The organism is Marinobacter mangrovi (assembly GCF_016798325.1).
In the GTDB taxonomy this organism is placed as follows: Bacteria; Pseudomonadota; Gammaproteobacteria; order Pseudomonadales; family Oleiphilaceae; genus Marinobacter_A; species Marinobacter_A mangrovi.
Genome location: NZ_JAERVO010000002.1, coordinates 71,227 through 84,832, shown reverse-complemented (window position 1 = coordinate 84,832; position 13,606 = coordinate 71,227). Strand labels below are relative to the sequence as shown.

Genomic DNA, 13,606 nt, shown 5'->3' with positions numbered 1-13,606 from the left:
CCTGCTATCCCCTGCCCGCTTCGCGATAGGTTCGGCCATCCCACCGAATAGTACGCCATGTCGTGGTGTCGACCTGAAGAAAAGGCCACCTCTAAAATGAGTGCACTTACTATTAACGAGAAAGGAACTACGGACTTACGGTTGGATTCATCGATTACCGATCAGCCGGTTTGGCCCGGGGTCGCTTCTACTTGCCGACACCGCAGTTGCGGGACAGCGGCTAACTGGACGTTTCTGTAAGCCGCTGCCCACTGACAGCCTGTCTCAGGTCTTGAATCGCGAGACCAGCTGGGTCAGGCGAAGGTTCAGGTCTGCCTGGTCCGAGCAGAGCCCTTCGACGCTCTTCGAGACGTCGGTCACCTCATTCGCTGAATCGTTGATGGCCACGATGTTGCGATTGATCTCCTCGGTGACCGAGTGCTGCTCTTCCGCGGCGCTTGCGGTCTGGGTCGAGACATCGCGGATCCGCTCGACAGCGTCCTCGATGCTATTGAACGCCTCCAGCGCCTCGCCCGACAGGGTAACCGCTGTCGACGATTCCTCGGCGCTCAGAGTCATCGCGGAGGACACATCACTGGTCCGACGCACCAGGTTGCCGAGTATCTGGTTGACCTCTTCCGTGGACGTCTGCGTGCGCTTGGCCAGGTTCCGGACCTCGTCGGCAACGACGGCAAAGCCGCGACCCTGTTCGCCAGCCCGTGCGGCCTCGATCGCCGCGTTGAGTGCCAACAGGTTCGTCTGCTCGGCAATGTCCTGGATCGCCGAGAGGATGCTGTTGATGTTGCCGGTCTCCTTCTCCAGCTCCACGATCATCTCGTTGGAAGAACGAATCCGCCCGCCCAGCGTTTCCACACTGGCCGCGCTCCGCTTGATGATGTCCTTGCCAGAGAGCGTCGACGCCAGGCCCTGTTCCGATATCGTGGCTGTATCGACGCAATTGGTCGCCACCTCATTGGCGGACGCGGCCATCTCGGTGACGGCCGTCACAATCTGTTCAATCGAGGACCGCTGGGTGGACACGCTCTCGGACAACTCAACGGATTTTGAATTGGTCTGGGTCGAGACACCCTCCATCTCTCGGGAGGTGGTCTTGATGTCTTCAATCATCTTGCGAGTCGACTCGATGTACTGGTTGAACCAATCGGCCAACTCACCCACTTCATCCCGGGATTCGACGCTGATGCGCGTTGTCAGATCCCCTTCGCCCTGGGCGATTGTCTTCAGGTTGTCCTTGACCTCGTTGATCGGAGTGACGATACGACGGGCGATGTAGAGCCCGAGCAGGCCGAAAAGGACCACCAGAACGGCGCTGATGATGGCGGTGTTGCGCCCGACTTCCCAGGCGCTGGCAAAGATCTCGCTGGACTGCTTCAGGCCAACAATCTTCCAACCCAGGGATGGAGACTGGTAGACGTTGGCCTCATAGTCCACACCATCGATGCTGACATCGATAACGCCGGAGTCGGTTTGGGCAATCCGGGAGAAATAGTCCGCATCCATATCGGACAGGGCCTTGAAATTGTTGTCGGGATTACCGCCATCCACCAGGATCTTGCCGTCGCCCTGGATCATCATCAGATAGCCGGTTTTTCCGAGTTTGACCTTCTGAACCATGTTGGTCAGAGACTTGAGGGACACGTCCATGGCAACGACCCCTTCAAACTCTCCCGCCGTGTTCTTGAAGCCCTTGATCACGGACACATAGACTGCGTCATCAGGCTCCCAGTAATAACCATCGCGGCGGACGAGCTTATAGTTGCCATCCTTACCCATATCGAACCAGGGCCTTTTGCGGGGATCCCAATCGCCGTAACCCGCCGTACCAGGCCATTCCAGATACCCCCCATCCTTGTCGCCCATGTAGACGTACCCAAGCATGGGGTTGTTGTCGCCAATGCCACTGAACAGGTCGAAAATAGCCTTTTCCCGACCACCATTCTGGCGAGCCACCTCAGCGGGTCGCTGCTTTTCACCAAAGTACTTTGACAGCGAGCCCTGCTGTACATTCCTGACCGCCGGGGAATCCGCCAGGAACGACACCTGGTATCCCATTACATCGAAAAAATTGCGAAAGGAATCCTCGACGATGGAAATATTGGTCGTACTGTTCTCGACAAAATCCCTCTCGGCCCGGTCAACGGCATTGCGGACAGTGAGCGAGGAAACAATCAGAACAGGGAGGAGGGTTGTACCAAGAAGCGCCGTCAGCAGCTTCGACTTGATCTTCATAGCGTGATCTCTCGCGGGATACCTTACAGTGCGCCTGACATCCCTTGCAGGTTCCGCACCCTACCTGATCCGTGACGAATCTCCATGGACGCCGGCTCGAGGCGGCGCCGATTCCGCGTGAATCAGCGCCCCTTAAAGTTCGTAATACTACTTATCACCACACGCAAAATCATTAGCCGGAAGATCGCCAATCCCCAGCCATCACATGCTATTACCGTCTTCTTATTCTAGCGGGCTCCCGCGTGCCGACCAGAAGCGTTAACAAATCACCTACATAATCGCACCAAACAACCGGTTAGCTTATTCCGCACATCAGTGCTGGCCCCAGACATAAGAGGCGGACAGAACGGGACAAACCATCCGCTTCAGACACCGCCAGCAATCCAACCTTTTTCCATGCCCGATCCCCGGTCATCCGGTGAGCGGGCGATGTCTGTTCGTCGGTTGCCCGAAACGGCAACCCTCTTTCGAGGAAGCGTGCTTTGATCTTCGACAAAATGACCCTGAAGACCCAATTCGTCGCCGTCGTGGCCCTCCCCTGCCTGGTGTTACTGCTGGTCAGTTGGGCAGGGCTGCGGGGCTTGTCCGGTATGCAGGACCAGACCGAGCGTCTGGCCGAGAATACCAGCGCTCCGCTGCGGGCCCTGGCGGAAGTCAATTCACGGATCCCGCGGATGCGCGTGGGGCTCGATATGATCCTGCTGCAGGCCGTGCCGGCCCTGCAGGACCAGAAAGGCGTGATGACCCGCGTCAAGGAAACCCGCACCGAGGACATCCCGGAAATGGACGGTGCCCTGCAACAGGCCCTGGATGCCCAGGTCAATCCGGAGATCCGGGCCGAGGTACAGAGGCTGATCGACACCTTCACCGCCGTCAAACGCGACGAACTAACGCCGATGCTCAAAGCCATCGAGAGCAACGACATGGCTTCGGCCTACCGCATCTACCAGGACGACTACGCCGCCAGCTACGGCGAGATGCGCAAGATCGTGAACGACCTGCTGGACCGGCTGCTCGCCCAGGGCAACGCCAGCTATGAGGCCAGCAAGGTGAATTACCAGAACAGCCGTAACCAGATGATGGTCCTGATCGCCATTGCCCTGGCGGCGTCCATCGCAATGGCCCTGCTGTTCCTGCGCCGCCTCAACCGCCGTGTGGACCGGCTCCAGCGTCATATCAGCACCGCAGCCGATACGCTGGACCTGGGATCGTCGATCGAATTGAGCGGCCGCGACGAACTGAGCGATATTGCAGCCAACTTTAATCAGTTCGTCGGCCAGATCCGCTCGGCCATCGAGGCGGTTGCCGACAACTCACGCCAACTGGCGGCCACCGCCAATGCGGTCGCCAGCAAGGCGGAATCGACGCACCGCAACTGCATCCACGAACAGGACCGTTCCACGCAGATTGCCACGGCGATCAACGAGATGGGCTCGACCGTCGAGAGCATTGCCGGTAATGCCTCCGAGGCGGCACAGGCCGCCAAGGAAGCGGATGAGACCTCCCATGAGGGTGCGAAGCTCGTGGAACTGGCTAGCCGAGGTGTGGCGACACTGTCCGACGAAATCGACCAGGTCAGCCAGGACGTCAGTTCCCTGGCCACCCAGACCGATTCCATTGGCAGCATCCTGGACACCATTCGCGGCATTTCCGAGCAGACCAACCTGCTGGCCCTGAACGCGGCCATCGAAGCAGCACGGGCCGGCGAGCAGGGTCGCGGTTTTGCCGTCGTCGCTGACGAGGTGCGCAACCTCGCCAGCCGGTCAGCGAGTTCAACCGATGAAATCCAGAAGATGATCGACCAGCTCCAGGAGCAGTCGGCACGGACCGTCGCCGCCATCCACCGGGGTCAGGAACAGAGCCGGTCGGTGGTCAGCCAGACCGAAGAAGCCAACCGGGCCCTGCAGCAGATTACCTCGCACATCGGCCAGATCAGCGACATGAACGTCCAGGTGGCCACAGCCACAGAAGAACAGTCCGCCGTGGTTGGCGAGATCAACCAGAACATCCACGACATCAACCAGTTGACCGTGGAAACGGCGCAGATCGCCGATCAGCTCACCGAGTCCAGCGGCGAGTTGCAGCAACTCTCCCAGACGCTGGATGGACTGGTTACGAAGTTCAAACTGCATTAAACGGATGCCCGGGGTATCGAGACCGCACTGCGGGAAACCTTCAGGTTGCCGGTATTGCCGGATTGGCACGCCGTGATCAAGCGGTCCGCGCGTTGACGGAAGATGCGCGGTAGCGTTGCCCTACTTGCCGGCGTAGCGTGGCTGGACAATGCCCTGTTGCTGCATCCAACGATAGATGGTGGGCCGGGACACCCGATATTCCCGGGCCACCTCGGAAATGTTCCAGTCGGCAGCCTGCAAGGCAGCGCGCAACGGACTGTCTACACCCGGGCCGGCGCTGTCCACCGACGACCCGGCGGAAGACTTGTCCCGCAGGCACTCCTCGGGCAGGTCGTTGACGGTGATTTCGCCGTTGTCACAGGTGGCCTCGGCGAACGTCAGCGCGTTCACCAACTGGCGGATATTGCCGGGCCAATGGTAGGCCAGCAGCGCACTCATCGCATCCGCCCGCAGACGCACCGCCGGCAGCTGGCCCTGATCGACAAGCCGGGCAAGCACCCGCTGGATGACGTGCTGTCGGTCCGCCCGTTGCTGCAGGGAAGGCAGACGGAGCGTGGCGCCATTGAGTCGGTAGAACAGGTCCGCCCGGAAGTCGCCACGCTCGATCCGTTGCTCCAGGTTCTGGTGGGTGGCGGCAATGACGCGGCAATTCACTTTCACCGGGCTGTCCGCACCTACCGGCAGGATCTCCCCCTCGGCAAGAACCCGCAGCAACCGGGTCTGCAGCGGCAACGGCATGTCGCCGATCTCATCCAGGAACAGCGTCCCGCCGTCGGCCTGCTGGATCAGCCCCCGCATGCCCCGGGCGCGCGCGCCCGTAAACGCTCCGGGTGCATAGCCGAACAGTTCACTTTCGATCAGGGATTCCGGTATCGCGGCGCAGTTCACAGCAACGAACGCGTGCCGGGCACGACGGCTGGTTTCATGCACCGCCCGGGCCAGCACTTCCTTGCCCGTGCCGGTCTCACCCAGGATCAGCAGCCCCACGTCCCGGTTGCGCAACCGCTTGGCCAGCCCAAGCGTGCGGCGCATCACCGGATCATCCGCCGCCAGTGCGTCCAGCTCAGGCACGCTCTCTTCCGTTGCCCGGCTTACCGCTGACACGGAAACCGCATTGCGATGGCGCGGCTGGATCAGGGCCGCAAAGACAGTCTCGCCACTGGCGGCATGGCGAAACGCCTTGACCTGGTCGTCGTGGTCGTACGGAATGCTCCAGATGTCCTGGAGGTCGCATTCGAACACGGTCGTCACGTTGGAGGGCCCATCCGCTGATGCTTGCGGCTTGGCCATCACCCCCCGGGCGGCCGAGTTGGTGGCCTCGATCTCCCCTTCTTCGGAAATCGCAAACAGATACTGCCCGTTGACCTGCACGAACTCCCGGGAAGTATCGCAGCGGAAGATCATTTGATGGCGATAACGCCGCAGGAAGTAGGCGTCCTCGATCATGCGGGCGTATAGCTGGGTCAGGTGTAACGCGAAGTTCTGGCTGCTGCGGGCATGGGGCGAGTCCAGCGCCGAGATGTCGAGCACGGCAAGCAGGTTGCCGGCCGGATCGCGAATGGGCGCCGACGTGCAGGTCAGGTTGATGTGGGTGGCGTCGAAGTGGTCCACGCGATGACAGGTCAGCGCCTGCTGTTCCTGGATGCAAGTGCCCACGGCGCAGGTGCCGGCGTATTGCTCGCTCCAGTCGGCCCCCAGGTAAAGGCCGGCCTTGCGCAGGAGCCGGTCGTAGCGATTGTCCCCCAGGTACTGCACGGTAATTCCCCGGTGATCGGTCAGCAGCAGGACGTAACCCAGTTTGGCAATCGCCCCATAGAGCTGCTCCACGCCGGCCCGCGCCACGTTCAGGAACTCGTCCACCGAGTCCTGATGCTCCCGCAGCGTCTGCTGCGTCACAATGCGCGCACTGCGGGGACGCGCGGGATCGAGGCCGTATTCTTCGATACAGCGTTTCCAGGAACGGCCGATCAGCTCCATGCCGGTGGGCCAGTCGGCCGGGGCGATATCGCCGGCGACGTTCAGGACGGTGTCGATGTGACGCCGCTGTTCAAGCTGCTGGGTTGTCATGCGGGCTCCTGCATCACTCCGGTGTTGTTGTTGTCCACGAGAGATACTGCTCCAACACTTGACCAGCATACGCCGGCTGGCCGGGAGTGCGACATCCTTCCTTGGTACCGGTCACGGTTTTACAGGTGTTATTCCGTTTCCCCCACGGGCATTACAGGTGTAACGCCCGGAGGGGCCCCGCGACCAGCCCGCTTCCCGCCCCTGCGTCAATGGATTTCAAATTTCCTCCGCATAATCAAGGAGCTGCCGCCCAGGGACGGCACCCAGTGACGGTTTGGCACGCCAACTGCTGAAGCCCTGTCGACACCGGTCATTCCCAAATCCCGATCGGACCGGGTTCACAACAACAAGACAACCCTGGAGAACCGTCATGACAGAAACAGCACGAACCCCGACCCAGGTCGCCCAGCAATGGCTGGATGCCTTCGAGGAAGTCCTTCAATCCGACGAGCCGGCACAGGCCGCCAACCTGTTCGAAGAGAACGGCTTCTGGCGCGACCTGGTCGCCATGACCTGGAACATCAAAACCCTGGAAGGTCGGACAGCCATCCGGGAAATGCTTGAACACACCGCCAGGCGGACCCGCCCCTGCCAGTGGCGCGTGTCCGAGGAAGCCACCGAGCAGGACGGCGTGATCGAGGCGTGGATGACCTTCGAGACCGAAGACGCCCTGTGCAAAGGCCATCTCCGCCTGCGCGACGGCCAGGCCTGGACCCTGTTAACCACCATGCAGGAACTGAAAGCGTTTCCCGAGAAACGCAACTTCCTGCGGCCCAAGGGCGCCCAGCACGGTGCCAGCAAGTCCCGCCAGACCTGGCTGGAAGCGCGCGAGGAAGAAGAGCGTGAACTGGGTTACAGCCGCCAACCCTACTGCGTCATCATCGGCGGTGGTCAGGGCGGCATCGGTCTGGCGGCCCGGTTGCGCCAGCTCGATGTGCCCACCATCGTCATCGAGCGCAATCCCAGGGCCGGCGATTCCTGGCGCAACCGCTACAAGTCACTGTGCCTGCACGACCCGGTCTGGTACGACCACATGCCCTACCTGCCCTTCCCGGAGCACTGGCCGGTGTTCGCGCCCAAGGACAAGATCGGCGACTGGCTGGAGATGTACACCCGGATCATGGAGATCAATTACTGGAGCTCGACGGAATGCACCGGCGCCCGCTTCGACGACGATCGCCAGGAGTGGGTGGTCGATGTGGTTCGGGACGGCGAAAGGATAACCCTGCACCCTAAACAGCTGGTGCTGGCCACCGGCATGTCCGGCATCCCGAACATCCCCGACATCCCGGGAATGGAAAGCTTTGAGGGCGAGCAGCACCACTCCAGCAAGCACCCGGGCGGCGAGGCCTATCGGGGCAAGAAGTGCGTGGTGCTCGGTGCTAACAACTCGGCCCACGACATTTGCGCGGCACTCTGGGAAAACGACGCCGACGTCACCATGATCCAGCGATCCTCGACCCACATCATCAAGTCCGACACGCTGATGGACCGGGTCCTGGGCGGCCTGTACTCCGAGGAAGCCGTTCAAGGCGGCATGACCACCGAGAAGGCAGACCTCACCTTTGCCTCCATTCCATTCCGGATCATGCCGGATTTCCACATTCCCGTTTACCAGCAGGTGGCTGAACAGGACGCCGACTTTTACCGACGCCTGGAAGAGGCCGGCTTCATGCTCGACTTCGGTGACGACGGCTCCGGTCTGTTCATGAAATACCTGCGCCGGGGTTCGGGCTATTACATCGATGTGGGCGCCTCCGAGCTGGTGGCCTCTGGTGACATCAAGCTCAAGAGCGGCGTCAGTATCGAGCGCATTAACCCTCGCTCGGTCACCCTCACTGACGGCACTGAATTGCCGGCGGACCTGATCGTCTACGCCACCGGCTTCGGCTCCATGAACGGCTGGGCCGCCCGGATCATCAACCAGGATGTGGCCGACAAGGTCGGCAAATGCTGGGGAATGGGATCGGACACCACCAAGGATCCGGGCCCCTGGGAAGGCGAGCTGCGCAACATGTGGAAACCGACCCGGCAGGAGGCACTGTGGTTTCACGGCGGCAACCTGCACCAGTCACGCCACTATTCCCTGTACCTCGCCCTGCAGTTGAAGGCTCGCAAGGAAGGGCTGAAGACACCGGTTTACGGGATGGAAGCGGTGCACCACCTGGCCTAGTCCATGAAACGGGCTGATCCACGGGATTAGCCCGTCCCCGCTCTTCAGAACCCGACTCATTCCGGTTTCTACGAATTGACCTGCAACCCACTCCATGGGCCACTTTCCCTTTGCGTTTCAGCATGTTGTGAAAATGTAAAGAAGCAGAAACCGGCCTATCCGACTGAACGCCCGTTCACTATGATGCCGTGCTCTCATTACCGTCATTTCATTATTGGAGCGAGTTCATGAAAGGAAGAGTCGGGCTGATACTGGGTCTGCTGCTGATGACCGGCTGCGCCACCGCCACCGAGGAACTGCGGGTCTACACCGAGCAATACCCGCCCTACAACATGACCAACAACGGCATGCCGTTTGCCCATTCGGCCGACGACATCACCGGGCTGTGTACCGATGTCCTGAAGGCTTTGCTGGCCAAGACCGACCTGAAGCACAGCATCAAGCTACGCGACCTCAGTTACGGCCTGAACCGGACGGAAGAGCATCCCAACCACGGGATCTACTGCGTCTCCAAGACCGATGAGCGCGAGCCTTTCTTTAATTGGGTCGGCCCCCTGTCATCCATCAAGTGGACCCTGTTCGCCAAACCGGGATCGTCCATTGAACTCGATGACCTGGACGACGCGCGCAAGTACCGCATCGGCGGCTACAAAGGCGACGTCATGACGAACTACCTGAAGGAAAAGGGCTTTGATGTGCTGGCCATCAGTAACAACGGCCTGAACGCCCGTCGTCTGGTGGAAGATCAGATCGACCTGTGGGTTGCGGATGGCCTGGCCGGCCCCTACCTGGCGGCGGATGCGGCGGATGTCACCAATCTCAAACGCGTATTGGTCTTCAAAGAGACGCCCATGTACCTGGCAGTCAACAAGGACTCCGATCCGGACATTCTGAACGCCCTCAATGAGGCCTACCGGAAGCTGGTTGAGTCCGGCGAGAAGGAAGCGATTTCCCGGGCCTACGGTCTCTGAACACCGTTCGGTGCAAGGGCAGAGCCTCCACCGCTTTTGCCTTTCCCCGTCCACGAAAAAGCCGTGCGTCTCGACGCACGGCTTTTTCTTTATCCGCCCGGGGCATTCACTTCACGGACGCAGTCTCTCCAGACCTGTCGACCAGCAGCACATCCCGAAACGAGAGGTAATAGGCCCCATTGGCCACCAGGCCGAACAACCATGAGACCAGACCCATCACGATGAAAAAGACGATCAATGACGTGCTGAGCGCACCACCGATCATTGGAGCAATCATCGTCAGGAAATAGACCGCTGTAACGTTCATCCCGAAGATACAGAGCACGAACAGGTTCTTGAAACTGGCTCGGAAACTGTTGCTCATCGCCGAGAGAACCCCTTCACCCGAGATAATAATCAGCGGCATCGCGTAGCAAAACAACGCCATCAACACGGCCATCCCCGCCAGGCCAACCGCAAGGATCAGGCTGCTGCCGCCCATCAACGCCCCCATGATGCTGCCGTAACCCGGCTGCGGCCCCATCAGACCTGACAACGAATCGCCGGATCCAAGAAGGCTGATACACAGGTATACCACCAGGGCGATTGCCAGAGTCACCAGAATCATTGCGATGAGCAGCAGGGCCATGCCCAGGAGAATGCGGCCACGGAAACCCCGGAATACATCACCCATGCGCGGTTGCTTCTCCGCCGCGCCATGAAAGACCGCTGACATACCGGCCTGCAGCACGATGGCAACGAACAGCCCAATCAGCATCATGAGAAAAAACCCGACACCCGGGCGATGGGCCTGTGATGCGAGTCCCCACTGCAGCAGACCGGACGCCAGGGTCACGATCAGGTAGGCGGGAATCAACGTTTTCCAGTGGCTACGCAGGAGCCTGAAAGAATCGACCACCCAGCTCAGGGGTGGTCCCGCCTCTATTTTGCGTACCGAGATCGACGTCGACGAATCGGAAAAAGCCTCAGACTGCATGTTCATCCTTGAGATATCTTGAGTTTATGGCGTGGGCCAGGAGGCCTCACGGTGACGGTTCAGGCGCCAGATCCTAACAGAAAGTTAATCTTCAGGAAGGGAGCCCGACTCCCGCCGTAACGTAAGACATCTCTTACATTCCCCTCGGGGTCCATCCAGAAGGAAACGCCACCGCGAAACCGGTTGCGCTCAGTGGCGGCGAAACCAATCCCGAAACGGGAACAGGAACTGCCCCACAATGCCCTCCGGAATATCATCAGACACCGTGCCGTAACGGCTCGCCAGATGCTTGGGCAAATACGCCGTCCGGAAAAGCACATCGTAGATGGGCAGGAAACCGGCGTAGTTCCGGTCGATCGCGGCATCTTCCGATGAGTGGTGCCAATGATGGTATTCCGGCGTCGCCAGGATCCAGCGCAGGACCGGAAAGCGGAAGCGCACGTTGGCGTGGATGAAGATGGCGTGAAAGGAAATGAAGATCAGGTAGGCATACACTGCCGACGGCGCGAAGCCCAGAACGAAGATGGGCAGGTAGCCGGCAAAGCGGTTCACCAGGATTTCCAGCAGGTGCAGGCGGGACGACGCCAGCCAGTTCATCTGTTCGGTGGAGTGGTGAATGGCATGGAATTTCCAGAGCGCCGGCACTTCGTGCATGGCCCGGTGGATCCAGTAGGTGCCCAGGTCCACCACCAACAGGATTTCGATGAACTGGAGCCACAACGGCTGGCTGGCAATCCAGAGCTGGAACTCCCAGGTGGTGACGCTGTGCAGGAACACCTGGATGGGAATCACCGTGAAGAAACTGATCAACTGGACGCCCATGTGGCTCAGCATGAAATACTTCAGATCCGTGATCCAGCCCTTGCGCAGGATGCTCTGCTGGCGGTCCTTGGGAAAAGCCCGTTCCAGTGGAATGAACACCAGGGCCAGGACCACCAGTGTCAGCACGAAATAATCCAGCCCGACATACAGGCCACGACTGTCAATGTCCGGCGCTTCAATGCGACCGGACGCGAGCAACGCCGCGGTCAGCGCCAGCACCATACCGGTAAGCCCATAGCCGGGGGACTCGTGGCGAGCCATGGCGTAGAGCCCGAAGCCGGCGCTGATGGCGATGCTCACCTGCAACGCATAGCGCAACACCTCTGGATTATAGGCGGCTCGGAATTCGGGCATGGTGAGCAGCTCCGGCATCAGGAAACAAAGAGCACCCAACAACGCCATCGCCCCAAAGAATATGGACACGGTGGCACTGCCCTTGCCCTGCCCCGGTGTCAGATCGACGTCCTCGTACTTCTCCCTCAAGCGCCGGCTCATATTCGCAAACTCCCTTTATCGCGAATGAAAGGACGGAATCTATCGGAATCGCCATAGCCGGTCCAGCCATTCGTGGACCGGCGCGAACCTGGCCGAAGCACCATGATCGTGCACATTCGGGACGTCACCTGGCGACTCTGCCTCGCTTTGTGGCGCTCTGAGGCTACGGACACGGCCTTTGAGGGCTCAAGGCTGGCATATTCCATGCTGGGTACGTGCCAGTCCGATGTCCTCCATCAACTACCCCGAGGAATGCACGATGGCCGCTGCCAGCGAACACACCGGAAGTGTCACCGATGAACTCCACAACGACTCACTCACTCCGCTGCCCGCGGAGGAAAAGAAGTGGGGCTGGTTTGAGATCTTTAACGTCTGGGCCAATGATATCCAGAGCCTGTTCGGCTATTCCCTGGTGGCCTCCCTGTTCATTTCCTACGGGGTGACGGGCTGGACGGCGTTTCTGGCGCTGCTGACGGCCAGTGTCCTGGTGATGTTTCTGGTCAATATCTCTGGCAAGCCGGGCGTCGAGCACGGCATTCCCTATCCGGTGCTGGCCCGGGCCAGCATGGGTACCCGTGGCGCTCGCCTGCCGTCCATTCTGCGGGCCACGGTAGCCGTGTTCTGGTACGGCGCACAGACGTACTTCGCTTCAACGGCGCTCTATCTGCTGCTGGTCACGATCACGGGCTATCACAGCGAGTCGGAATGGATGGGCCTGTCGCTGCTGGGCTGGATTTCGTTCCTGCTGGTGTGGTGCCTGCAGATCGCCATCTTCTCTCGCGGCATGCAGTGGGTCGGCACCTTCCTCAATTTAGCCGGACCTTTTGTTTATCTGGTGATGCTGGGCTTGCTGGTGGTGTTGTGGCAGAAGTCGGATGGCCAGCTGTGGGACGCCGCCCAGACCATCTTCGCGCCGGAACATCCGACCTGGCAAAGTGAATTCACCGGCTTTATCGCCATCGTGGGCACCATGGTGGCGTACTTTGCGGCGGTAATGATCAACTTCAGCGACTTCTCCCGCTACTCCCGCAGCCACCGTTCCATGATGCTCGGCAACCTGATCGGCCTGCCCCTGAACATGGTGCTGTTCTCCGCGCTGGCCCTGCTGATCACCGCCGGCGCTGCCGTGCTTTACGGCGAGAAAATCGTCAACCCGTCGCAGATCGTGGAGCGCACCGACAGCGCCCTGCTCAGCGTCATCGCTGCCGTGACGTTCTTTGCCGCCACGGTGGGCATCAATCTGGTGGCCAACTTCATTCCCGCCGTCAACGGCATTGCCAACATGGCCCCGGCCCGGCTCAACTTCAAACGGGCCGGCTGGATCACGTCGCTGTTTGCTCTGGTGATCGGCGGCTTCTGGGTCAGCTTTATCAGCCGGATTGGCATCAGCGGCTTCGTTAACACACTTGGCGCGACCCTCGCCCCGCTGTACGGCATCATGGTGATGGACTACTTCATCGTGAAGAAGCAGCAGCTCAAGCTGAAAGACCTCTACAGCAGCGATCCGGCAGGCGCCTACGCCTACGAGGCCGGCTGGAACCAGAAAGCCCTCTTCGCCTTCCTGATCGGTGCCCTGTTTTCGGTCTCCAGTGTCTGGGTCGAGGAGATGAGCCAGCTCTCCGGTTACGCCTGGCTACTGGGCGCCGTGATTGGCGCACTGATGTACGCCGTGGCGATGTCGTCCGCCGTCCGTGAGGCCGGTTCACGCTACCACAATAGGCGCATGGCGCCGTAGGAT

Annotated in this window: 8 protein-coding genes; 4 read left to right on the top strand and 4 right to left on the bottom strand. The window is 60.4% G+C overall.

Annotation, left to right across the window (positions count from 1 at the left end; genetic code table 11):
* Window positions 1-264: 264 nt before the first annotated feature.
* Entirely contained in the window at window positions 265-2,229 is a 1,965-nt protein-coding gene (locus JL474_RS06350; RefSeq protein ID WP_203141385.1) for a methyl-accepting chemotaxis protein, read from the bottom strand.
* A 482-nt stretch (window positions 2,230-2,711) separates the two neighbouring features.
* On the opposite strand from JL474_RS06350, the gene JL474_RS06345 reads away from it, so the two are divergent.
* A complete protein-coding gene (locus JL474_RS06345) occupies window positions 2,712-4,364 on the top strand; it encodes a methyl-accepting chemotaxis protein (RefSeq protein WP_236012094.1) in 1,653 nt (550 codons plus the stop codon).
* A 120-nt stretch (window positions 4,365-4,484) separates the two neighbouring features.
* Here JL474_RS06345 and JL474_RS06340 read toward each other — a convergent pair whose 3' ends face one another.
* Entirely contained in the window at window positions 4,485-6,431 is a 1,947-nt protein-coding gene (locus JL474_RS06340) for a sigma-54-dependent Fis family transcriptional regulator (RefSeq protein WP_203141384.1), read from the bottom strand.
* Window positions 6,432-6,801: 370 nt separating this feature from the next.
* On the opposite strand from JL474_RS06340, the gene JL474_RS06335 reads away from it, so the two are divergent.
* Window positions 6,802-8,604, top strand: coding sequence for a flavin-containing monooxygenase (locus tag JL474_RS06335; protein WP_203141383.1), 1,803 nt, complete (start codon window positions 6,802-6,804; stop codon window positions 8,602-8,604).
* A 227-nt stretch (window positions 8,605-8,831) separates the two neighbouring features.
* Entirely contained in the window at window positions 8,832-9,575 is a 744-nt protein-coding gene (locus JL474_RS06330; RefSeq protein WP_203141382.1) for a substrate-binding periplasmic protein, read from the top strand.
* Window positions 9,576-9,681: 106 nt separating this feature from the next.
* Here JL474_RS06330 and JL474_RS06325 read toward each other — a convergent pair whose 3' ends face one another.
* A complete protein-coding gene (locus tag JL474_RS06325) occupies window positions 9,682-10,551 on the bottom strand; it encodes a hypothetical protein (RefSeq protein ID WP_203141381.1) in 870 nt (289 codons plus the stop codon).
* A gap of 189 nt (window positions 10,552-10,740) precedes the next feature.
* The gene (locus JL474_RS06320; protein WP_203141380.1) at window positions 10,741-11,868 is read right to left on the bottom strand and encodes a sterol desaturase family protein; all 1,128 of its coding nucleotides are present in this window, start codon (window positions 11,866-11,868) and stop codon (window positions 10,741-10,743) included.
* A gap of 259 nt (window positions 11,869-12,127) precedes the next feature.
* Between JL474_RS06320 and JL474_RS06315 the strand changes: the two genes are divergently transcribed.
* Window positions 12,128-13,603, top strand: a complete 1,476-nt coding sequence (locus JL474_RS06315) for an NCS1 family nucleobase:cation symporter-1 (RefSeq protein WP_203141379.1) — start codon at window positions 12,128-12,130, stop codon at window positions 13,601-13,603.
* Window positions 13,604-13,606 lie beyond the last annotated feature (3 nt).